Below are 20,985 nucleotides of genomic sequence, written 5' to 3'. Positions count from 1 at the left end.
TGTTATTGCTGTCGCTCGAACGCATCCAGGAATCCGTGAGGATTCTCTGCACGACCCTCGGAGGGGTGGAGTGTCACAATTCTTCCGGCGCGCAGCGCCGCTGTGGCCCTGCCACAGATTCCGATGGAGGATCATGCCTTCAATCCCGCCACAACAGGAGAGGGTTGTGCGGAGGACTGCACCGCGCTTGCAGGCTTCTTTGCAGGCGGCTCCGCTGCGTCATTGGCGGCTGCTCTGCGGACGCGCAACGTGGGCGTGATGCGCTGCGCTTCCGGCGACTTCAGGAACTCCTGAAAGTCGCGGTCTTTGGAGAAGACATAGGCAAGTGCCTGTTCCACGACATCATCGGCAGACGCATGGATGAAAGCGGCGTACTGATCGACCTGCGTAGCGGTCGTATCGGTCAGCCGAATCGAGGCGCTGAGATGGCGGGTTTGGACGACTTCAAGTAAGGGCATGTTCGTTCTCCTTTAGGTGATGAATCAGGCTGTCTTTCTGCGGGCAATCATGCGCTGCGCGGTGGCCGCAATCTCCCGCGCACGAGCGGAGCAAAGTGCGGCGGGAAGCTCGAAGCGACGGCGGGATGCGAGCATCGTCATCACGTCGTCGATGCGGATGCCTTCGATGAGCCAGAGGCGAGCCGAAGCAACATCGACGGTGCGCTGCGCGTAGTAGAGAGGATTGGGCTTGTCGGAGCGGCGCGACGCCAGCTCCCGCGTGAGCTTGACGGCATCTTTACCGTGGGCAAGCTCATGGGAAACCCATGCCCAATCGCCCTCGGAATTGCTGTGCTTTCCGGGCTGCTTTCGGGGAACGATGACATGGTCAAAGAGCATGGCATCGACCGTGCCGTCATCGAGCCGGAAGTCGGCGGGAGTCCAGACGGAATCGCAGGGATATTCAACCGTGACTCTGTGGGCAGGGTCGTATTTACGATTCAGTAATCCCGGTATGCGGAGGACACGGTTGCAATCGGTGCAAGCGGGATCGCCGCCAAAGGCAATCGTGAGCATTTTGAGCGTGCTTTCCTGACGCTCGAAATCGAAGCCATCGACCCGCCAAAGCACCTGATACTTGCCGGGGGATGTGGAAAGGATGGCGGTCGGGACGGGCACGGCATCCGAAGACCGGAGCGCAGCGAGCCGGGCGTCCCCGTCCGTGTCGATGTCTATATATAGATGGCGAGCGGATGCGATGCTCTCTTTCGTCCGCTTGCGGCTGCCAGCGCGGAGCGGATTGGCGGCAACATAGATGTTCGCACCAGTGGCGTTTTCGTGGGCGAGCCAGCCGAGATAACGAGGCGCAAGCGCCTGTTCCAACACAATGACGCGCTGGGTTGCAGAGACGGGATTCTCCCGGCGAAGCAGGAGCGCGATGGTCTCGCCTGGAGCGAAGCAACGGGCAAGAAAGTCGGCGGCAACATTCCTCATGGCTGCACCTCGAAGACCGGCTCGATCTGGAAGCGTTTGGCGTCACGGTCGTAGCCGCGAAGAGCGAGCACTTCGCGGATGACGCGGCGACCCGGCTGCCGCTCGACGTGGACAATGAAATCAACCGCTTCGGCAATCTCCGCCTCGGTGTCAACGAAGGTGGATTGTGAGTGGTTTCGCATAACCAGATTGGCGAAGCGATGCAGGGCCTTCTCCGCTGAGTTAGCGTGGATCGTCGCCAACGAACCGGCGTGACCTGTGTTGAGCGAATCGAGCAGCGTCCGCGCCTCGATTCCGCGAACTTCGCCAAGGATGATCCGGTCGGGTCGCCAGCGGAGAGCCGACTTGAGGAGATCATCGAAAGAGACGCTCGCCTTGAAGGTGTCCGTCTGACATTCGACCGCCAGCATGTTCGGCTTCCGAATATGAAGCTCGGAGGTATCTTCAATGACGACGATGCGCTGGTCCTCTGGGATGGCATTCGCCAAAGCCCGGAGTACGGTCGTCTTGCCGGTAGAAGTTCCGCCGCTGATAAGCACGGTCTTCCCATTGCGAATCTGTTCCGCCAGAATCTCCGCAAGCGACCGCGTGAGAGTGCCGCGAGCGATGAGGTCATCGACCGTAAAATGACGGCTGGGGAACTTCCGAATGATGAGTGCCGGCGAAGGCCGCACGACCGGAGGAATGACCGCCGCCAGGCGGCTTCCGTCCGGGAGCTGCGCGTGGAGGACAGGGTTGTCTTCGTCGAGATGTTTGCCAAGCTGGTTGGCGATTACTTCGAGGCCGGTGCGGAGCCTGCTGGCGTCGAAGGATATGCCGCTGTCGCGCTGAATGATCCCATCGCGCTCATACCACCATGACGCATCGGGATTACCCATGATCTCGCTGATACTGTCGTCCAGCAACAGCGGCTCGATGGGTCGGAGGAATGGAAGGATCAACTCGAAACTCATAGCGGGAACCTCAAGCGATGGAAGCCCGGTGTCTGCCGGGCTTCCGCGAATGAAGAGAAAGGGCCTAGAAGGTCGCGTCCTCTCCGGTGTTGTCAGCCTGCTCCTGGTCTTCCGGGGCGGACTTTTCAGCGCGGTCGAGCTTCAGGATCGAAGCGACCCGGATCTCCCAGATGCGCTGCTTCGTCTCGGCCTTCTTGCTCTTGCTGCCCACCGCCTTCTTGGGCGTGTACTCCCGGCTCCGCAGCTCGCCCTCCACCTGGACGTGTGTGCCCTTGGTGAGCGTGCCTGCGAACTCCGAGAGCCTACTGAAGACGACGCAACGGTGCCACTCGGTATGCGAGCCGTACTCGCCGCTCTTCTTGTCCTTGTAGGAGGACTTGGTTGCGACCTGGAATGTCGTGAAGCTGCGCTCGTTGGCGGTGTGAACTTCTGCATCGTTACCGAGGAAGCCGATGAGGGTTACTTTGTTCTGGTACATGATGGTGTCTCCGTTTTGAATTCCCGATCTTGCTCGGGTCACACCGGGCGGAGCCAAGCGAGAGGCCCCAGCTCCCAAGCGCCAAGCTCTGCATTTACGGAGGGTCCGTCGCAGATGGAAACCGTAACCCGCAGGGCGGCGTAGCCGAAGCAGAAGAGCGCCGTGCCGCCGGGCGCTGGATAGGCCCGAAGCAGTGACCGAGCACGAGCCGGGATACGTTTCGGGAGACACCCCTCAGAGCAAAGTTTTCATCAGCATCCTGGCTGGAGATGTCCATCGCAATCGCAGCTCTCTCCGGGCGTCTAAGGACTCCATAGGAAGAGCGCAGTCCGCCACCATTGTTGCGCGTCGGCAGGCTCCTGTTCGCCTGCTTCACCATGCACGGGGACAGGTTGGGTAAAACAGCCGGGTTGGCGGTAAGAGTAGGCATACGAAGCCTCTGGGAATCCGGTTCGATCCGTTAGCTGAACGCCTGGTCTGCGCGGAAGCGCACGATGGTCAATCCGAGAGGATTGACGGCCAGCTCGTTGTTCTTCACACTCTCGCGGAAGACATAGGTAACGCTGGCAGTCCATCGCTCCCGCTTGAGTTCCGTGTGATCCGCCGGGTTCGTGTAGACCTTCTCGAACTCGATCCGCGCCGAATACGGGGACACCCGAAGGTCGTCAAGGATGACGTTCTTGACCTCGACATCGACATACGGGAGGCTGCTGTCCTTGATGTAGCTCTGGATGACGTTGTCGTTGCGCTCCTGGTCGATCACGGCGCGTTGCACGTCACTGTTGAGGAAGTACAGGGCGCTGGTCTGGTCGCGCTCGATGGTGAAGCGATTGCGGCTGAAGTACAGCTCCGTCCAGCGCGTGAGGTAATATTTGTTCTCAGCCTCCTGGGGACGGTACTGAAAGTTGCGATAGTCGATGGCTTCGGACCGGCCCACGTCGTTAATTCGCACGATCATGGGGTGCATGTTGGCAAGCGCCTTCTGACTCTTATAGGTCAGCGCACCCAACATGAAACACACAGCGGCGAGGACCAGAATCGTGACCTTCAAATACGTGTTCATCACAAGCGGGTCGCCGTACTGTTCAAGATACCGCTCCGCCGCACGAGTAATCTCCGGGGTGGCCTTTGTTTCTACGGTCATAGCGTTTCTCCTGTTACGGCTTATATCGCTGCGCGTACCGCCATCATCAGGACACCCAGACCGCCATCATGTCCGCCTGTGTGCCCGCCAAATAGGCTTTGAGTCATCGCCGGAATCTTGAAGAGGATGTAGATGTTGACCAGCACCAAAAGCACAAGTAGCGGCAAGGTCTGAACGATCAACGCAGGGTCCGAAACGCTCTGGCCGAGTTGGACGTAGTAGTTGGTCAAGACATGGGACAGGACACTCATCGTCGCTGCGGCCACGACTTTGTAAAAGCTGAATCCGAGATATGCCTTCAACCATCCCCAAAACAGCCAATCGAGTTTGTCGAAGACAAGGAACGGAATGAAGAGTGGCCCGAGCAAGCCGATGATCGTTGATGCAATCGCGCCATAGGCGAGGATGGCGGAGACGATTGCTGCCAGCGCAGCCAAAAGGAACTGCACGACGAAATACACCAGCGCGTAGTAAGGGGACATCATGCTGGACAGCATCGAAGGGCCGGTCTGAGAGGAAGCCGTATGGATCTGATTCAGCATCGTCGCGGAACCGTCCGCCCCAATGACGTTTACAAGATTGGCGGTCCCGCCATCGATGAAGCCCTTGATGGAGAAGCCAAGTCCGGGGATGGAGCTGTCGTAGTAGTTCACCATCACGTAAGCGAAGGTGAGCAGCATGAAGAGGTTGAGAAACCTCCCCATGCTGAACCCAGGACCGCCATGCGCGGAAGCTAGAGATTCCTGCACACCGAACCAGACCAGCATAATCGTGGCCAACGCCAGCACAATGTGAATCCCCATCGTGGTAATGGATGGTGCCGCCGTCGATGCAAGCGACTGGCACGCCTGAGCGATATAGTCGAAGAGTCCCGTCCCCATGTTCGATCCCTCTTTTTCTGGTGTGCCGTTTGCTCAGTACGCCTGAGTGAGCAGGTTGGCCGCGCCGCTATTTGTGGTGGTGATATTGGCGTTGTAGTAGCTCTGGTATCCCACCGAATCGCGGAACGACGATTTCATCGCGTCTTGCTGCTGCTTCTGCGCAAGGATCTGCTGGAGCGCAAGATTGGCGTTGATCTGGTTGGCGTCCTGCATAGTACGCAGTTGCAAGAGAAGTGCCTGATTGATGCGCTGCAATTCGGCCATCATGGTTTGTTGCGAGGCGTCCTGGCTCTGCGTGGCTGTTTCCAGATTCGTGATGTCCGTTTGTCTTGAAGCCTGGTTCGCTCGTATCGTTCCAAGCATTTGCAGGTTGTTACTCAGGACAGCATCGTTGATGTCCACGGTTGCGCCCTGCGCGGCGATCTGTTGCTGTCCGGCGACGCTGGCGGTGCCGTAGCCGGGTATGACGTTGTTAGTATGCGGGACGCTCACCTGCTGATACGAGGCAGTGGCTCCGCTGCCTGTATTCGCGGAATTGACCCATCCTGCCGAGTTGCCGTAAGTATTCGAGATTTGTTGCAGCATCCTCAGGTCGGTGGTCGGAGACAGAAACCGCGAGTAGAGCGTAGACGGCGCAAGGATCATCTGGTGATAGAGGTTGTATTGCTGCTGGACGGTGTTGTATGTCTGGAGAGCGGTGCTGGCGATCTTCACAGTGTTGGTGAAGATTTGTGTGCCGTTTTCGATCTGCGTCGCTTCGTTCTGAAGGGACTTACCCTCATTCTCGATTTGCGAGAGAGCGTGAGCCGATTGGGTGGGATCGTAGACGACGCCGGAGCCGAACTGCGCGTGCGCTGCGGGTTGTAGTGACACGGCAAGTCCGAGGGCGAGTACAGTAAGAATAATTTTCTTCATGGTGCTGTCCTCTCAAGTGCGGTGATGGGTGGTGGTTATACCGCCTCATTGTTGTGCGGCAAGAATCTCGCGCTGGAGCTGTGCGAGATGGTCGGACTGGGGCTTGCATTGCGCCTCCCGCGCTTTCTTCCTGGCTTCGAGAGCTGCCATCTGCTCGGTGGTCAGCTTTTGTCCCATCAGAAGGCGCGCCGCGCCGGAGCTGTCTTCGTACAGGCAGGCAGTAGCATAAGAGGGGTAAGCAGCGCTGTACTCGGCCTGCAACCGCTGCACCTTATGCGCTTTGCTCTCACAGCCTGCAAGTGGAATCACGGCCAAAAGGATAAGAACTCGAAATCGCATGGAAATCTCCTTAGTACGTTTGCGGAATGGTGTGGTTGGAATAGGCAGGCAGCAACATGTCCTGCGTGAAATAGACCTTGATCCTGTTTCCCTCCCGAATGGTGATGGTGGGCGGAATCTGCATGAAGCGGTCAAGAATCGTCGTGGCCGACTGCGAGACGCTGGAGGCTGCCCCGGTGGTAAACGCCTGTGAGCCGCTTGTGGTGATGGTCCCGCCACCCTGCGTGATCTCGCCCGCCCCGGCGACCACACCGAGCGCAATGGATGTCCCGAAGATTTGCAGGTAATGATTGTTCACTTTGTCCTTCGCACCCTCCTCGCCGATCTGGTCGAGACCGTGGAACTGGTCGAGGTCCACGCTGTAGCCGTCCGGCATAATCAGCCGATGGAAAACCACGGCCATGCGACGCTGCTGGCCCAGGCCCGCCGCACCGATCTTTTTCGCTTCACCGAGTACCACCGTTCCGTCCGGGATGATGACGTGCTGATGGTCATGCGAATACAGCGGATTGGAGACGAGGACTTTGACGGGGCCTGCGGCGTCACCGTCCAAACGGTTCATCAGAATCGTGTCGAGAACCGTACCCTCATACACGAGGTAGGGCTGACCCGTGGCCGAATCAATGTTCGCCTCCACGGGACGCTTGTAACCCTCAGGGGCTGCTGACTGTTCCCCTGCGGCGCGTGGATTGACAAGACTGTTACCCGGTTGCTGTTGGCTGGCGGGAGCCATCTGCGCCGCTCCCGGCTGTTGTGATAGGCCCTGGGGCTGGGGCTGGTCGGGAGGGTGCGCGTACACGAGGTTGGAAGCGAAACGCGACTCGTCGGCCCGTTCACGCTCCTTTGCCGCAAGCTGCTGCACCTGTTGCTGCTCGGGACTGAGCTGTGGCTGTCCACTGCCCGGTTGCCCATAGCCGGGTTGCGGGCAGGGCTGGCCGGGCACACACGGCGCAGCAACGCCGGTCGGCCCATAGGCCGCGGCGGCTGCCTGCTGCGCGGGTCTCGCAGACGCGAGCGCAGGGTCAGCGGCGGCAAGAGCCGCTTGCTGCTGTTCTTTCTGGCGTTCTGCCTGAAGCTGGTTCTTTAAGTCCTGCACATTGTTGTCGGTGTTGTCCTGCAACATGGGTTGCGGCGGCTGTCCCTTCATAGTGGCCTGATGCCCCGCTGTCTTTTTGCCGGAAGAGCTGAAGACTGCCGCCACTATTACCAATAGCGCCGCACCTAGATACACGAACGTCTTGAGGTTCTTTTGCAGGACGCCCTTTGGCTGGTCCTTCGGCTGCCGCAACTCAGGCTCCGGCTGCGATTGCGTTTCGGGGAAGATGTTGTTCTCGGCCATGACATTTATCCCTTTCGTGCAAAGTCCATCCGCTTCTTGCCCAACTCCACGTAGCCGCTGTCCATGACCTTCGGGATGGTGTACGTGCCATCGCGGAGGTCATAGTTGATGAGGTTGGGCTTGCCATCCCTCATCTCGTACACGCTGAACTTCTCCGGCGCGTTGGTCTTGATGTAGGTGAACTTGTCGTCGTGGTAGATCGACTGAATATCGAAGGGAGCTTCGTTGGCCTTGTAGACGTAATCGAACTTGAGCTGCGTGGGATAGGTACTCTTGTATTCGTCCACGGCCTGCACGACATGCGACTGAAGCACGGCAAGCTGCTGCTTGGACTGCTCCAACTGTGCGGCGGGAACAAACTGCGGAGGGCCACTCGCCGCGACGATCGAAGAATGGTCGGCGGGTTCGACAATCACCTTGAGGTCGGGACTCTCCGCAGAGGCGGAGATGTCCTGCAAGGTGAAGCTGTAGATGTTGCCCTTGTCCGTGATGAGATTCAGGTTGGAACTGATGCCTTGCTTGGCCGGATGGACAAAGCAGAAGTTCCCGACTACATCCACAATCCAGAAATCCTTGTCGCCGGTCGCGGCCTCCATGATCTTCTCTGTGGGCGGGACTTCGATAAGGGTTGTGTACTTCACTTTGGCGCGGATGGGCACGATGTCCTGCGAGTGGTACTGCACGGTGCGGGCCGACGCATCCTGTGCGGTGGCCACAACGGGAGGGAGAGCCAGGGCAATTCCGGCGATGAAGATGAGGGTACGATTCATGCGACAGCTCCTTTACGGTTTGGGGGTAACGACACCGGCCAGCGTGCGGGGCCGGAATGGATGGTCATGGGCGAGATGGCGAAGTCCTTCGGCGATACCGAAACGCTCGAAATACTCACGTTTCTTCAGGTTGTCGCGTGCGTTGTTGGTGGCGGTCCAGTGCGAGACGGAATCGACGTTAAGCTGCACTTTCTTACTCGACTGGGCCTTGCGGATGAGCATCTGGCCGGGCGGCACAAGTCCGGCAATCAACTCAAGCTCGGTGTCGTTCAAATGGAACGCCTCGCGGTACACATCGCGGTCCATCTCCGGGTTTGCCAGGAATATCTTCGTGGGGCAACTCTCGGAGACGATCTGCAACATGCCCGACTCCTGTAACTCCTTGAGGGACTGCGTCGCGAGGATCATGGCGGCATTCAGCTTCCTCCACGTCTTCTGTCCCTGGACGACGTAGTTGCGGATGGTCTCGTTCTTGATGAAGAGCCATGCTTCATCAAGCAGGAACATCTTGAAGGTCGCCAGCTTTGTCGGGTCTGCGATCTCGTTGCTGGCCCGATGAAGGACATAAAACAGCAACGGCTCCAACACATCCGGCGCATCGCCCCATCCCGCAAAGTTGAAGGTCTGGAACCGCGAGAACGAAAGCGTGTCCTCCGCGTTGTCGAAGAGAAAGCCATACTGCCCGCCCCGTGTCCACCGATGCAGGCGCTCTTTCAACTCACCGATGATGTTGCCGAAGTTTGAGACGGTGCGCTGGTCCGGCTCCAGAACGTACATGCGCTCGATACCATCCCACAACTTGCGCTCCTCTTTGAAGTCCAATCGGTAGCGCTGGCCGTTGCCCTCAATCAGCACCCGGAAGAAGCTGAAGAGAAATTGCAGATTCTCTTTTGTGGGCTCCAGAGAGAACGGGTTGATGGTGAAGTCGCGCGAGTCCTGGCCGACGTTTAGATAGCTCCCACCGAAGATGCTGGTGAGCGACTGGAAGCTGCCGCCGATGTCGAAGATGAATGTCAAAGGCGCGTATTTCTGGGCGTTCTGTAACAGAAACGAGCACAGATACGACTTACCGGAGCCGGTCATCCCCAGGATGAGCGTGTGAGCAACCTCGCCGTTGTGCAGGTTGAGGAAGTACGGCGTGCTGTTGTCGGTCTCCAGCACGGCCAGGTATTCCGTGCCGAGATGCGTGTTGCGCCTCTCGCCTGGCAGGATCGTAAATAGAAAGCTCAAATCGGCGTAGTTGGTATTCAGCAGGTATAGCTTGCGAAGGTTCTGCGCGTAGTTGCCCGGTACCGTGGCGAAGTACGCATTGAGCTGGTTGTAGGTCTCGGTGAAGAGGTTGCCGTCCGCGTTGGTGAAGACGCTGGTGAACTCGCCGATGAGCTGGTCGGTCTCCGCCTTGGTAGGCGCATACACCACAATGGTCAGAGAAAAGTCGCCCAGCGATTGCCCGTCGCCGAGGGCGCGCAGACAGTCGCCGAGATTCTCGATGTCGGCCTGCTTCGATTCATCCACCAACACGTCGCGGGGATTCGTCTTCGTCGCATCGTTGCCCATCTGCGACACAAAACCCGTCTTTGACATATTGAAATGACGGCGGCGCTTGTTGACTTCCTTACGGGCCTTGTCCGTAGTCAGTGGCGTCCATTCCGTTACGACGTAAAAGTTAGCGGGGATCTTCAAAAGCGAATCCAGCACCAACGGACGTGTCTCGGTGATGGCTTCCTTCATGGTCAGCACGCGCACGAAGTGGTCGCCCACGCGGAGATGATCGCGTTCGGCCTCGATGTTGCTGTTCACCACCTGATAGTCGAGAAACTGCGTGGACTGCGGCTTGCCCGCGATGCGCCGCTCGTCATAGTTGAGCAAGCGCCGAAAGAAACGAAACTGCTCCTGCTGGTCCAGCACCTCGATCTGCATGAAATCTGCAAGCTGTCGGGCGAACGCCTGCACCTTCTGCTCCAGCCGTGCCAGCTCGTGCTCTATCTGGGAGCGGAGCAAGACCTTCATGCTGTCGTTGGTGAACTGCGTTTTCAGTTCGCCGACCGCCCCGGCAGGATCGCGGAAGAGCTGGGCGAAGGCAGCGCCGACGCCGCTCTTCGAGCGTGGGCCTTCGAGCACGATGGCATAGAAAATTTCGACCTGGTACAGGTGGTCTCGCTTCTCCTCAAAGAACTGCCGCCGCTGCTCGATGGCAGCCTCTACAATCGGGTCTTCATACCGGGCGAATGGGATGTCGGGACGGTTAGATTTGAAGAGATACTGGTACACATGGAAGCCGGGACCAAACGCCTTGAGGGCGGCTTCCAGCCGCTTGACGGCATATTCTTGTTCCGCATGATCCAGGCTTTCGTAGTCCACGCCGGGAACATTGAGGACCATGCCGACGTCACCGCTCTTGGTGAGGAAGGCGGTCTCATTCCAGAAACCATAGAGGTTGATGTGGTCGTTCAGCGATGCCGCTTCTTTCCACGGCTTGATGACTTTATCGAGTCGAAACATCAGCGCACCTCCACGCGGGGGACACTCTGCTTGGCGGCGTCGTAGCGCAGCTTGTAGCGTTCGGATTTGGCGATGATGCGAAGGAATGCCGGGTCGCTGTTCGTTGCCCAATAACCGAAGGCAAAACCTCCCACAAAAACGGCAACGCCGGCCAGGATCGAATTGAAGATATTGAACGCGCCAACGGCCCCGACGCAGACGAAGTAAAACAACGTCCGTTCGACGCCTAGATAGGTGAGGGGCTTATGCAGGCTCTTGAAGACGCGGTTTACGCGGATTCTCTGGTGTTGTTGCTCTGCCATAAGCCCCTCATGCTGCGGTACAAGGTGAGTGGTTTGATTGGAGCGGAGAGAGGCGCTGTTATACACCCCATAGCCAGGTCAGGACATTCACCGCCATGACGGCGATGCCTGTCCCGGCGGCGACACCGGCGAGCGCCTTTTTTGCGCCAGGTTCTCCATGCGCGAAACCATAGCCGCCGATCACGATTGCAACCAGACTTGCGACCTTGGCGACGGTTCCAGTGAAGAGGGTTTGAATGGCCGTAAAGCCAGTGTCAAAGGGAGTGCCGCTCTGAGCATGAGCTGCGAGTGGAAGGGTAAGGAAAACGAACCCGGAAACGCCGATGTATCGGAGTGCCTTCCGAATCCGCTGCATCTGAGGTTGGGGAACTACGGTTTTGAATCTGACATGCATTTGCACCTCCAACGGCTGATGAATCAGTCGTGATAGGCGCAAACTTAGCGGCGGTCAGAGCGTATTGTCCAATAACCTAAGAGGGGTCTGTTATTCCGAAAATGAATAACCGAGAGTTGGCTACACCCGATGTCGATCGGCAGCGCAGCGTTACGTCATCCACTCCGCCAGTTTTTGTTGGAGTTCTTCTTTGCTTGGCAGGTAAAGCTGATATTCCCGAGCGTGGATGTTGGCGTCCTTGGGCAGCGTGATTTCGACCAAGGCAGTGTGCTTCTTCTTGCACAACACGATGCCGATGGTGGAGTTTTCTGCGTCCGTTTTCACGAAACGGTCGAAGTAGTTGACGTACATCTGCATCTGTCCAAGGTCCTGATGCGTGAGCTTCCCTATCTTCAGGTCTATGAGAACGTAGCAGCGCAAGAGCCGATTGTAGAAGACCAGATCGACAAAGAAGTGTTCTTCATCGAAGGTAAAACGTTTCTGTCGTGCCTCAAAGAGAAAGCCTTTGCCAAGTTCCAATAGGAACCGTTCGAGGTGATCGACGATAGCCGATTCCATCTCCGATTCGGAATATCTGTCCCGTTCATCCAGCCCCAGAAACTCCAGGACATACGGCTCTTTCAGCAGGTCTTGTGGTGTCGCCACAAGCTGCCCCTCCTGCGCCAGCTTTCGGACGCCTTCTTTATCCCGGCTCAGGGCAAGTCGTTCATACAGACCAGCATCGAATTGTCTTCTTAGCTCTCGCAGAGTCCAGTTCTGCTTGCTGGCTTCGATCTCGTAAAAGCTGCGCTCTGATAGATTTTTGACGCCTAGCAGAAACACATAGTGCGACCAACTCAAAGCAAAAGGCATCCGTTGATTGCCTTCAACAACCGTCAATTCCCCAGACAGTGTCTGGGAGATTCCGAATGCAGGCAATTTCCCAGACAGTGTCTGGGAAATCTGCGGCAAGCGGTCGGAGTACGCCAAATAGAAGCGGCGCATGTATTCGAGATTGCTTCTTGAGAACCCCCCTCCGAACTCACCTGTCAGACGGGCAGCCAACTCCTTCAAGAGTTCTTTACCGTATTCAGCACGGTCCGCGCCATGCTGCTCGTGCTCCACGATGCGGCGACCGATTTCAAAATTCGTCCATACCTGGATCAAATCAACGCCGCGAACGACACTGTTGCGAGCGGAGAGAATCAAGGCACGGATGCCGTCATATAATGGCGGAAGATTGCTCATGGCAACCATTCTCACACGCGGCATAGCAGCCTCTCAGGGATGTCGGTACATCTTCCAAAGACGCGCCAAGTCCAACCCATTTTCAACCCATAAAGCGAATTCCTTTACGTATTCTTCAAGGCTTTTCCGGGTGGGTTAATCTTCATAAGTTATTGATAGTAAACAAGTTTTCGCTCCTGCAAAACCAGTATTCATGGGTTCAAATCCCATCCGGTGCTCCAAATTTTCAATAGCTTACAGGAGATTCGCAATTTCGGCTCCGCCTCTATAACCCCTCAAGAGATTTATAAAATTTTCGAGAGGCGAGGTGCAGTCGCCACGAAGATCACTCGTGAACGCTATCAGCACGGGTCTATTCGCCGCGTAAAGCGTGCCAGCGGGTTTGCCTGGGAGTTCCGCTACTACGTCGTCGAAGACGATAAGCGAACTGACAAGACGCAGACCCTCGACGGCGCCACCTACAAGACCGAGAAGGCTGTTCGCCGAAAGATCGAAGGCCAGCTCCTCAAGCTCAACGAAGGCACTGAGTACGCGCACCGAAACGATGTGACCTTCAAGACTCTCCTCGAACGCTATATTGAGGAAGAGATCCCGGAGCGGCACACCACCAAAAGTGGATATACCTCGATCATCAACATGTACTTGCGGCCCCGGTGGGAAGACAAATAAAGATCCGGTTCAGATGGCGATAACAACCTTCTCTCGCTACCAGAGAAATAAGTCAACGAACATGCCTTCGCCAATTAGCGGGGGGGCTTCCAACAATGCTTTTGAACACAGCTGTGAAATGAGCTTGTGTCCCGAATCCGAGGTTCAATGCAATGTCGACGACTGACATTGAAGGGTCTCGAAGCATAGTCTGCGCGTGAGCGACCTTGCGACGCAAGACATACTGGTTCGGAGTACAGCCGGTTTTAGCGCGGAATTGGGCTGCAAAATGCATCCGCGAGAGGCCCACGGCGTTACTCAACTCTATCAGGTAGATCGGTCTAAATAGATTGGCCTCGATATAGTCGATCGCTCGATTGAGTTTCCACTTTGCCAGTTTTGAAGGCTCTTTGCCGGAAGATTGGAGATGCATTTTGTTCGAGTCCAGCGCAATGAGGCGAGATGCAAGAGCTAGACTTATGCCATCGAGAAACAGTGGTCCAAAAGAACCGCTTTCATCATCGATGTCAACGAGCATTCGGACGAGATGGTTGAGTGTGCGGTCGTCTGTGCTTTTGGTCGTTGAGCAAATCAATTCTGCATTTGGGCGCCTGCCATAAGCCGCCTCATAACATTCGGCCATCAACGATTGAGGGAGATACACCCGAAAGCTTGTGGAACTCCCATAATAAATTGCATGCGCTTGTTGAAACGGCTCTTTGATCCATAGCGAGTTTAATGGGACCTGACCCTCAAAAAATGGCTTACCGCCAAAAAGCCATTTGCCACGTGGTGAACCAATGAAAAACGTGAGCACATAAGAGTTGTCACCACCGCTGGAGGAGAGTTCGATCGGACAGGGACATGCCGGCGTCAACCAGTGAGTGAGTACCACCTGCGAATCAGAATTGAGAGAACCGGATTCACATTGGGGGCGATTGAACCACTCCAATTCAGATTGAATCAATCGAGTGTTCGGGTGAAACGCCGAGTCAACTTCGTCGCGGTGCTCCGACTGATCAAGTTGCATGAGGGGCAATTGCGAGTTCACAAACTCCTCCTCCGAATAGCTAGATGAAACCGTTCGACCCGATCAAATTTTGTGCGGACGAAACGCTTCCATCTCCTCTGCCGTTCAACTTATCGGATCTCCCAAACATGGGTGGCTCCAAAGGACCGGTTTTTATACAAATCTTCCAATTTAGTTGGCATGCTTCCATTGCCGACCAACGCATTTCCTATGGAAGCGACTTGTATCTTCTCGAAATGAGATCTCGAAATTTCACTGCGCCTGCGACCTTTCCGCCATCGCGCAATTATCGAGAGATAGTGTGACTTGTACAGACGGTAAGTAGATGACTTCAAAAAGTTTGTAGCCGCCCCACTTCTGCGAACTCAATTTAGAAATCAGGCTGCTACCCGATACTGTACTGATCTGAGTACGTGGGCCATTTCCAATAAAGCAAGCTCCAGAATCAGAACTGCACAAATCCCGATATAATCTCCGCAGCGTGATACAGTGCACTCCTCCACGCTAGATGTTTGCGCCTGGAGGATCCCATAAAACTCAAGACCAGCTCCGACGTTTTACAGTTGGGTAAAGTCTCCCTCGAGGATTGGCGCGCCCTCTCTTCGAGGACCAAGCGCATCGTTGTGCCTGGGGTTACAGTAGTCCGTGAAGGATGTGCGGAGCCTCTTTTGGACGCTCTTCCTACTCTGTCCAGTACTTCTATACAGTGGCAGGGCCTGGCCCTGGAATGTTATACAACCCCACCAGTACTGGTATCTCGCCATCAACACCCCGAGCATTTCATGCACATGGTATTACGCGGGGCTGCCAAATACGAGGCGACGACGGGAGGGAGAAATCTGCGGTTCACTTCTCATCCTGGTCAGGTTTTTCTATTGCCCAAGGGTACTGTAGATGAAATCAACTGGTTTGGGAAAGCTGAGCGACTGGCGGTTGCGATTCATCCCTGTTTGCTTACAAGTGCTTTAGAAGAAACTGCACACGAAGTCGATATTGAATTGATGGAACGTTGGGGACTGAACGATCCACATATTTCAGCGCTTCTGTCAGAGATGCAATCCGACCTTGTCGAGAGTTCCCCGGCTGGGATCATTTATGGAGAATCGCTTGCCAATGCATTGGCAGTGTACCTTCTGAGTCGCTATGCCGTTTGGAAACGCACGCCTGTTGCCTATAAAGGAGGCTTGTCGGGATATCGTCTGAAGCGGGTGCTCGACTACATCGCTGAAAACATGGGATCAGATTTAAGTTTGTCGCAACTGTCCGCGATTGCCGGCATGAGTCCGCATTACTTTTCGGAGCTATTCAAACAAAGTACTGGCTTTACGCCGCATCAATACCTCGTTCTACAGAAGATCGAACATGCAAAGAGGCACCTTTGCAACCCCAAGCTCAATATTCTCGATGCAGGATTAGAGGCGGGATTTCAAAACCCAAGCCATTTTGCTCGCGTATTTCGAAGAGTCGTGGGCCTCAGCCCTTCATCTTTTCGCGCAAATTGCTTGCCAAAATAACAGGGTTAGTCGCTCAGAACGTTCGCAAGCTCCCATAGAGAACAGGAGCGATCGACAAAGTCGCAATAGATCTGAAGCCGGAGGACAAGACAGCGACTGCCGCTTTACACTAATCGTGAATGCCTTGATCAGAAGACGCTTACTTTTACCGAGAATGCTTTTTTGCAAACGTACATATACAAGTTGACATCCGACAGAGGCGGCGCACCATGCGCGCCGCCGTCCGTCGGAGGGCATCCGTTACTCACATTATCGATCTGCAAGCCAGCGATTCGGCGCACGGCACAGCCCGGTGATCGTATCGTTGGGATCACCAGTCGCGCCCTTGCCAATCGCGAGGGATACCCTCTTGGCGCTGCGATCTATGCCGCGGTTGTGTCAAGCGTTCTCGATCCGCAGGACTACTACAGCGCTCGGGGAGAGTTTCGGAGCCGTCCGGACTGCATCTACATTTTTCGCCGGGCGACGGGAACGCTGCAACATACAGGCAGAACAGGGCTACATGCTGACCCTGCGTATGCCACAAGCGATGTCGGGCGTTATCCCTACTATCGAAATGCACGAACCCTGTTATGTGAAGATTTTCGATACTTCGGCTCACAAGCTGTACCTATTCCAAAGCGCTTGTCCAACTTGATCGTGATCGCCAACACGCTCGGTCAAGGCCATCGAGTCGTTGAAGAAAAATCTTCCTTACATCCCGAACTCGATGCGCTCTTTAAGTCGCTTTGGAAGCTTCCGACCAGCTATACGCCCGTCCGCGTGGAAGGAGAAGCCTATGGCCACACTCCACGACGCGCTTCATCGAGTGAACTCACACGGAAGACGCGCTAGCTGCGAATGGAACAGATCGAGTGAACTCCAGTTTTCTCGCCATGAGAGTCGCACCAGCAAATCCTCACACTTTGCCATGCACGGCACTCCCGGGAGAATAGCCGGGATGACGACAACTTAAAACATCTCGGAGCTGTTCAGCCATTCTCTTTGCGAGATCGAAAGATTGAGACTTGGAGTTCTCGAAATTTCAGACCGATCTGTACAGCGGTTTGATAGAACATGGCTTTTCATACAGATTCGGGGGTTACAGAGTTAATAAATTAAGTGGAATAACGGGCGGCGCTTGATTTGTCGCTATCGACATCTCGTTCCCTTGGTCCAAAGGACGAGCATAGACAATCAGAACAGGGCAGCATGCCAGCTGCATCACCCGATAGGTTGTTGAACCAAATACCGCGAGATCTAGAGCCCCACGGCCGCGTACTCCCATGACCACTAGATCAGGGCTCTCTTCCAAAGCATATTGGATGAGTTCCCGGTATGGTTTTCCAACGCGCACCGCTGTTTTAACCTTGCCAGTCAGCCTCTCTACCTTTGGAGGAAGCAGCTTATCGAGTCGCTCCATTGCTCTCGTAGTGGCGTCCTCGATGCTGTTCCCGTTCGAGCTTTGCTCGAGCACATGCAGCAGAGTGAGTTCAGCGTCATACTCTGCTGCCACCGAGATAGCATAGTCCAAAGCCCACGCTGAATTCTCAGAGAAGTCCGCACAGAGAAGAACACGCTTCAAGCGACGGATAGAATGCAAATCATCGCCTACGGCCATCGAGTCTAGAGGCGGGATTACGATCACCGGGGAGGAGGCGGTTCGCATAACCCGATCGGTTGTCGACCCCAGCAGCAGGCGATCAAGTCCGCGGTGGCCATGCGCGCCCATGACAATCACGTCAATATTCCGTGCTTGCGCAGATGACAAGATAAGGTCCGGCGCTGTTCCTTTTTTCACAACCAGCTCTGGCTGAATCTCCTCGTGCGTGTGGTTCTTGACGAATTCCTGCAGTCGCCACCGACCTGTCTCCAGAAGTTGCCGATAGAATTCGTTTAAGTCTGCCGCGGAGCCAGCAAAATCAGCCGAAGGATGCCGCCATTCCTCTACGATATGCAACACCACCAGCTTTGCCTGATAGTGCTCCGCCATTGACAATGCATGGCGGTAGGCTCTTACCGAGATTGCCGAGAAATCAATGGGGCAAAGAATTAGTTTAATTTCCAGAATAGTTCCTCTCCACGATCTCTCGTAGACGGTTTTGTCTGCAAATAGATTGCAATTTCAAGGATGCCGAATAGGACCAGAAGCAAGCAGCTTTGTTTGAATCTGGATATGGGAGACCAGCATGCGATGAATCGGACATCTGCCGGCTATGTCAAATAGTCTGCGTTGTTGCTCGTCCGACAGATCCCCGGTGAGAGAAATCTCCATTTCAATTTGGTCCACCATGGCAATCTTCGCGCCAGATTCAGCAGTGTTCTCGGCAAGAACCTTCGAGTATGACAAGGCCGCTTGTACACGCTGAAGAGGCCACTGATTTCTCTCTGCGTACATTTGAACGGTGATAGTGGCGCACGCTCCCAAGGAGGCCATGAGAAGCTCGTTCGCATTGGGACCTGCATCATTGCCCCCTATTTCAACGGGTTCGTCGGACTGTAAGACGTGAGGCCCAATGGTGATGTTCTGCGCGTATTTTTGAGATTCGGATTTTACAAATACATCTCTGGACATGGTCTCTGCTCCTGCATATAGATGATGCTTACGTATGCGCTTCCGCTTGTTGGGCCAGGCGCAAGACTCTGGGTAGCACAGATGCTTCGATCGGCACTGAGTTGACGCCGGGGAGGTTCTCGCGAGCAAGATCGCTGAGTGTATGCCCGGGGGGCATCTCGAAAAAGAGATTGCAGCCTAGCTCTTGCAGAACTGTTGTTGCATCATGCCAGCGGACTCCGTGAGCAATGCTATTTACCAGATCATGCGCAACCAGTTCCTTTGTCCGCATGGCTCGTGCGCTTATGTTTCCGACGTAAGGCATTTGTGGTGTACTCAAGTTCATGGTGCAGATCCGCTTTTCCAGCAGATCTGCCACGGGCTGGAGTAAAGGGCAATGCGAAGGGACAGAAACATGTAGCCGTATTGCTTTGCTGGCACCTTGGCGAAGAGCTTCATCCAATACCCGATCCATTGCCACGTTCGAGCCAGCGACGACAATCTGGCGTGGAGCATTGATATTCCCAACGAATACCGGGGCCTGTTTTGAAGTAATAGCGTGCACGATGGCTTCTACCTGAGATTCGGTGAGACCCACGATGGCCGAAAGACCGTAGCCGGTTGGATAGAGGTTTGCCATCCCCATCGCACGCAGCCTCACCAGCTCAACCCCGTCCCGCAACTGCAGAACGCCAGCAGTCACAGCAGCGGCAAATGCGCCGACTGAGAGACCAGCAACCGCTGCGGGCTGGACGCCTTCCGCGATAAGCGCGCGTGCCGTAGCAACCCCTGCAGTGAATAATGCGAGTTGTACGGCGTTGGTGGATTCTAGACACTGCTCTTTGTCGAGACTGCGCACGTCGAAATGAAGTGCTTCACTGATTTCATCGAGTGTACGGATGACCACGGGATGATCCAACAGATGGTGGATCATCCCCGGTGCCTGCGTTCCCTGCCCAGGAAAGACAAAGGCTACGCTCATCGGGAAGTCACCACGGAATGGGACCGCTCAGCCCAAGGATCTTCGCCGAGCCTCATGCCATCCGGGCAGCGCAATAGAATCCGCGTAGATGATGTGGTGTACTCTCGTAGCGAAAAGCCGCAGACTGGTGTTTCGATGAGGATATCGACCTTCGTGCTTAGGCCGGACACACGCTCCCACAGCGAGCGCGCCTGCGTTACAGAGATGCGCTCCTGCGCGCGGATTGCAATATCAAGATCGCTGGCATCGGCGGTAACTTCACGTCCGCTGGCTAGCTCAAATCCGACGCTCCCAGTCGGTCCCCATGGTAAGGTGAGTTCCTGCCATGCTTCGATGACCCTCTGAAGCGCCTTCAATGCGGGCGATCGAAGGTTGCCTGGAACGAGCAGTTCCGTGGGCCGAATGATCTTGCTAACTAAGTCTTTGCTGAAAAAACCTGCCCAGCGTAGGCTTCGTGTGGCTCCTCGAACTCCCACCGCAATTTGTCCGGCTGGGGCTTGAGCTCGGCGAACAACTACCCAAGGACATGATGTGAGTGTCTCTCTCACCCACATGTCCTCAGCCGCAAAGCCGTCTGGCAAAAACTCAGGATGAATCTGCAGTAGGTCGTGTACCCGCGAGTTGTTGATTTCCGAAATCTGCATGCGTCGCTCCCTTCAGCCAAGATGGTTTACGATAACGATCCATGCAGCCAGCGTGCCCACCCCGACCACGTACGAAGCAATCAGGCTGGAGCTGGCCAGTCCGGGGCTTGAGTCGAAGTCCCTGCCAAACACTACGCCAAAGAAGCCACTAGGCATGGCGCTAATCAGGGTGACGTACCGCATCTGGTTAATCGAGAGATGGATAAGCATGGCAATTCCAATGGCAAGGACCGGCTGAATTGCATTCTTCAAAAAAACTGCAAGGAGAGTGCCTCCCCGGATTTCGAACCGTTGTGCAGAAACGACCAGGCCGGTAAGAAGGAGAGCAGAGCCGTCTGCAGCCGATCCCATCACAGCGAAAGATCTATCAATATAAGAAGGAAGATTCAAGCCGACACAAGAGAACGCAATGCCGAGTAGGGGAGCGTAAACAATAGGTTTCTTGAAGGAACGGACCAAGGAAATGCCCATGTGCGTCCCCCTAGAAACTCCGCCGGAGCCGCGTCGGCTTCCTTCAAGAATTGCTAGCGTAATCGGAGAAACGGTAATGGATCCGATTGCAAGCGATGTTGCCACCGTAACCATGGCTCGCGGGCCAAAGACAGATGCGAGCAATGGCAGTCCGACCGCGGCCGAGTTCGGAAAGCCAAGTGTCAGCGCAACCACTGAGCTATCGGACAAGGAAAGACCTTGTCTGGAGTGAGTCCAATAGAAACTGACCGCGTACAAAATAACATAAACAATGGTCAGCACGAGAGCGGTAGAGGCCTGTTCGCGCAATGCCGACCGCGGTGTTCTGGCAATAGCCAGGAAGAGCGAAGAAGGAACAGCGACGCTCATCACGAAGGTGATAAGCGTCTTGATATTTTGATTGTCCATCATGCCGCGAAGCCCAGCGACATAGCCAAGAAGCAGGCCGAAAAAGATAGGCACTAGAGCGTCAGCAAGAACCCTGCTCAT

Annotated in this window: 23 protein-coding genes; 3 read left to right on the top strand and 20 right to left on the bottom strand. The window is 55.5% G+C overall.

Annotated features, from left to right (window positions below; all coding sequences use genetic code 11):
• Positions 1–131: 131 nt before the first annotated feature.
• From GSQ82_RS06555 to GSQ82_RS06490, 14 genes are all read right to left on the bottom strand, one after another.
• On the bottom strand, positions 132–458 hold the full coding sequence (locus tag GSQ82_RS06555) for a hypothetical protein (protein WP_158791441.1): 327 nt from the start codon (positions 456–458) through the stop codon (positions 132–134).
• A gap of 24 nt (positions 459–482) precedes the next feature.
• A complete protein-coding gene (locus tag GSQ82_RS06550; protein WP_158791439.1) occupies positions 483–1,430 on the bottom strand; it encodes a RepB family DNA primase in 948 nt (315 codons plus the stop codon).
• On the bottom strand, positions 1,427–2,383 hold the full coding sequence (locus GSQ82_RS06545; RefSeq protein ID WP_158791437.1) for a CpaF family protein: 957 nt from the start codon (positions 2,381–2,383) through the stop codon (positions 1,427–1,429). The genes GSQ82_RS06550 and GSQ82_RS06545 overlap by 4 nt, the downstream gene beginning before the upstream one ends.
• Before the next feature lie 64 nt (positions 2,384–2,447).
• The gene (locus tag GSQ82_RS06540) at positions 2,448–2,861 is read right to left on the bottom strand and encodes a single-stranded DNA-binding protein (RefSeq protein ID WP_158791435.1); all 414 of its coding nucleotides are present in this window, start codon (positions 2,859–2,861) and stop codon (positions 2,448–2,450) included.
• A gap of 460 nt (positions 2,862–3,321) precedes the next feature.
• Positions 3,322–4,005, bottom strand: a complete 684-nt coding sequence (locus GSQ82_RS06535) for a VirB8/TrbF family protein (protein ID WP_158791433.1) — start codon at positions 4,003–4,005, stop codon at positions 3,322–3,324.
• A gap of 20 nt (positions 4,006–4,025) precedes the next feature.
• Positions 4,026–4,886 (bottom strand): type IV secretion system protein, encoded by an 861-nt coding sequence (locus GSQ82_RS06530; protein WP_158791431.1) that lies wholly within the window; start codon positions 4,884–4,886, stop codon positions 4,026–4,028.
• A gap of 33 nt (positions 4,887–4,919) precedes the next feature.
• Positions 4,920–5,801, bottom strand: coding sequence for a hypothetical protein (locus GSQ82_RS06525; protein WP_158791429.1), 882 nt, complete (start codon positions 5,799–5,801; stop codon positions 4,920–4,922).
• A gap of 45 nt (positions 5,802–5,846) precedes the next feature.
• Complete coding sequence (locus GSQ82_RS06520) at positions 5,847–6,140, bottom strand: hypothetical protein (protein ID WP_158791427.1); 294 nt, start codon at positions 6,138–6,140, stop codon at positions 5,847–5,849.
• Between the two features lie 10 nt (positions 6,141–6,150).
• Positions 6,151–7,479 carry a TrbI/VirB10 family protein gene (locus GSQ82_RS06515; protein ID WP_158791425.1) on the bottom strand — a complete coding sequence of 443 codons (1,329 nt, stop codon included), beginning with the start codon at positions 7,477–7,479 and terminating at the stop codon, positions 6,151–6,153.
• Positions 7,480–7,484: 5 nt separating this feature from the next.
• Positions 7,485–8,249 carry a TrbG/VirB9 family P-type conjugative transfer protein gene (locus GSQ82_RS06510; RefSeq protein WP_158791423.1) on the bottom strand — a complete coding sequence of 255 codons (765 nt, stop codon included), beginning with the start codon at positions 8,247–8,249 and terminating at the stop codon, positions 7,485–7,487.
• Between the two features lie 12 nt (positions 8,250–8,261).
• A complete protein-coding gene (locus tag GSQ82_RS06505; RefSeq protein WP_158791421.1) occupies positions 8,262–10,751 on the bottom strand; it encodes a VirB4 family type IV secretion system protein in 2,490 nt (829 codons plus the stop codon).
• Positions 10,751–11,053 (bottom strand): VirB3 family type IV secretion system protein, encoded by a 303-nt coding sequence (locus tag GSQ82_RS06500; protein WP_158791413.1) that lies wholly within the window; start codon positions 11,051–11,053, stop codon positions 10,751–10,753. Before GSQ82_RS06500 ends, GSQ82_RS06505 begins: the two co-directional genes overlap by 1 nt.
• Before the next feature lie 58 nt (positions 11,054–11,111).
• Positions 11,112–11,447 (bottom strand): TrbC/VirB2 family protein, encoded by a 336-nt coding sequence (locus GSQ82_RS06495; protein ID WP_158791411.1) that lies wholly within the window; start codon positions 11,445–11,447, stop codon positions 11,112–11,114.
• A 150-nt stretch (positions 11,448–11,597) separates the two neighbouring features.
• Positions 11,598–12,674 carry a YhcG family protein gene (locus GSQ82_RS06490; RefSeq protein ID WP_216847034.1) on the bottom strand — a complete coding sequence of 359 codons (1,077 nt, stop codon included), beginning with the start codon at positions 12,672–12,674 and terminating at the stop codon, positions 11,598–11,600.
• Positions 12,675–12,887: 213 nt separating this feature from the next.
• Between GSQ82_RS06490 and GSQ82_RS06485 the strand changes: the two genes are divergently transcribed.
• Complete coding sequence (locus GSQ82_RS06485; protein WP_158791407.1) at positions 12,888–13,343, top strand: hypothetical protein; 456 nt, start codon at positions 12,888–12,890, stop codon at positions 13,341–13,343.
• Between the two features lie 52 nt (positions 13,344–13,395).
• Here GSQ82_RS06485 and GSQ82_RS06480 read toward each other — a convergent pair whose 3' ends face one another.
• Positions 13,396–14,373: a helix-turn-helix domain-containing protein gene (locus GSQ82_RS06480; RefSeq protein WP_158791406.1), complete on the bottom strand. Its 978-nt coding sequence runs from the start codon at positions 14,371–14,373 to the stop codon at positions 13,396–13,398.
• A 602-nt stretch (positions 14,374–14,975) separates the two neighbouring features.
• Between GSQ82_RS06480 and GSQ82_RS06475 the strand changes: the two genes are divergently transcribed.
• Complete coding sequence (locus tag GSQ82_RS06475) at positions 14,976–15,866, top strand: AraC family transcriptional regulator (RefSeq protein WP_256370062.1); 891 nt, start codon at positions 14,976–14,978, stop codon at positions 15,864–15,866.
• Between the two features lie 162 nt (positions 15,867–16,028).
• A complete protein-coding gene (locus GSQ82_RS25595; protein WP_158791402.1) occupies positions 16,029–16,700 on the top strand; it encodes a hypothetical protein in 672 nt (223 codons plus the stop codon).
• Positions 16,701–16,947: 247 nt separating this feature from the next.
• Here the strand turns inward: GSQ82_RS25595 and GSQ82_RS06465 are convergent, their stop codons facing one another.
• The 5 genes from GSQ82_RS06465 to GSQ82_RS06445 all read right to left on the bottom strand — a co-directional run bounded on the left by GSQ82_RS06465 (position 16,948) and on the right by GSQ82_RS06445 (position 20,985).
• Positions 16,948–17,898, bottom strand: a complete 951-nt coding sequence (locus GSQ82_RS06465) for a universal stress protein (RefSeq protein WP_256370061.1) — start codon at positions 17,896–17,898, stop codon at positions 16,948–16,950.
• Between the two features lie 72 nt (positions 17,899–17,970).
• Positions 17,971–18,420, bottom strand: a complete 450-nt coding sequence (locus GSQ82_RS06460; protein WP_158791398.1) for an OsmC family protein — start codon at positions 18,418–18,420, stop codon at positions 17,971–17,973.
• 28 nt (positions 18,421–18,448) lie between these two features.
• Positions 18,449–19,381 (bottom strand): ACP S-malonyltransferase, encoded by a 933-nt coding sequence (locus GSQ82_RS06455; RefSeq protein WP_158791396.1) that lies wholly within the window; start codon positions 19,379–19,381, stop codon positions 18,449–18,451.
• Positions 19,378–20,025 (bottom strand): malonate decarboxylase holo-ACP synthase, encoded by a 648-nt coding sequence (locus GSQ82_RS06450; RefSeq protein WP_158791394.1) that lies wholly within the window; start codon positions 20,023–20,025, stop codon positions 19,378–19,380. The genes GSQ82_RS06455 and GSQ82_RS06450 overlap by 4 nt, the downstream gene beginning before the upstream one ends.
• Before the next feature lie 12 nt (positions 20,026–20,037).
• Entirely contained in the window at positions 20,038–20,985 is a 948-nt protein-coding gene (locus GSQ82_RS06445) for an AEC family transporter (RefSeq protein ID WP_158791392.1), read from the bottom strand.

Origin of the sequence: Granulicella sp. L60 (assembly GCF_009765825.1) — a bacterium.
Classification (GTDB): Bacteria; Acidobacteriota; Terriglobia; order Terriglobales; family Acidobacteriaceae; genus Edaphobacter.
The sequence above is the reverse complement of the archived record's forward strand: the minus strand, read 5'-3'. Positions and strand labels throughout refer to the sequence as shown.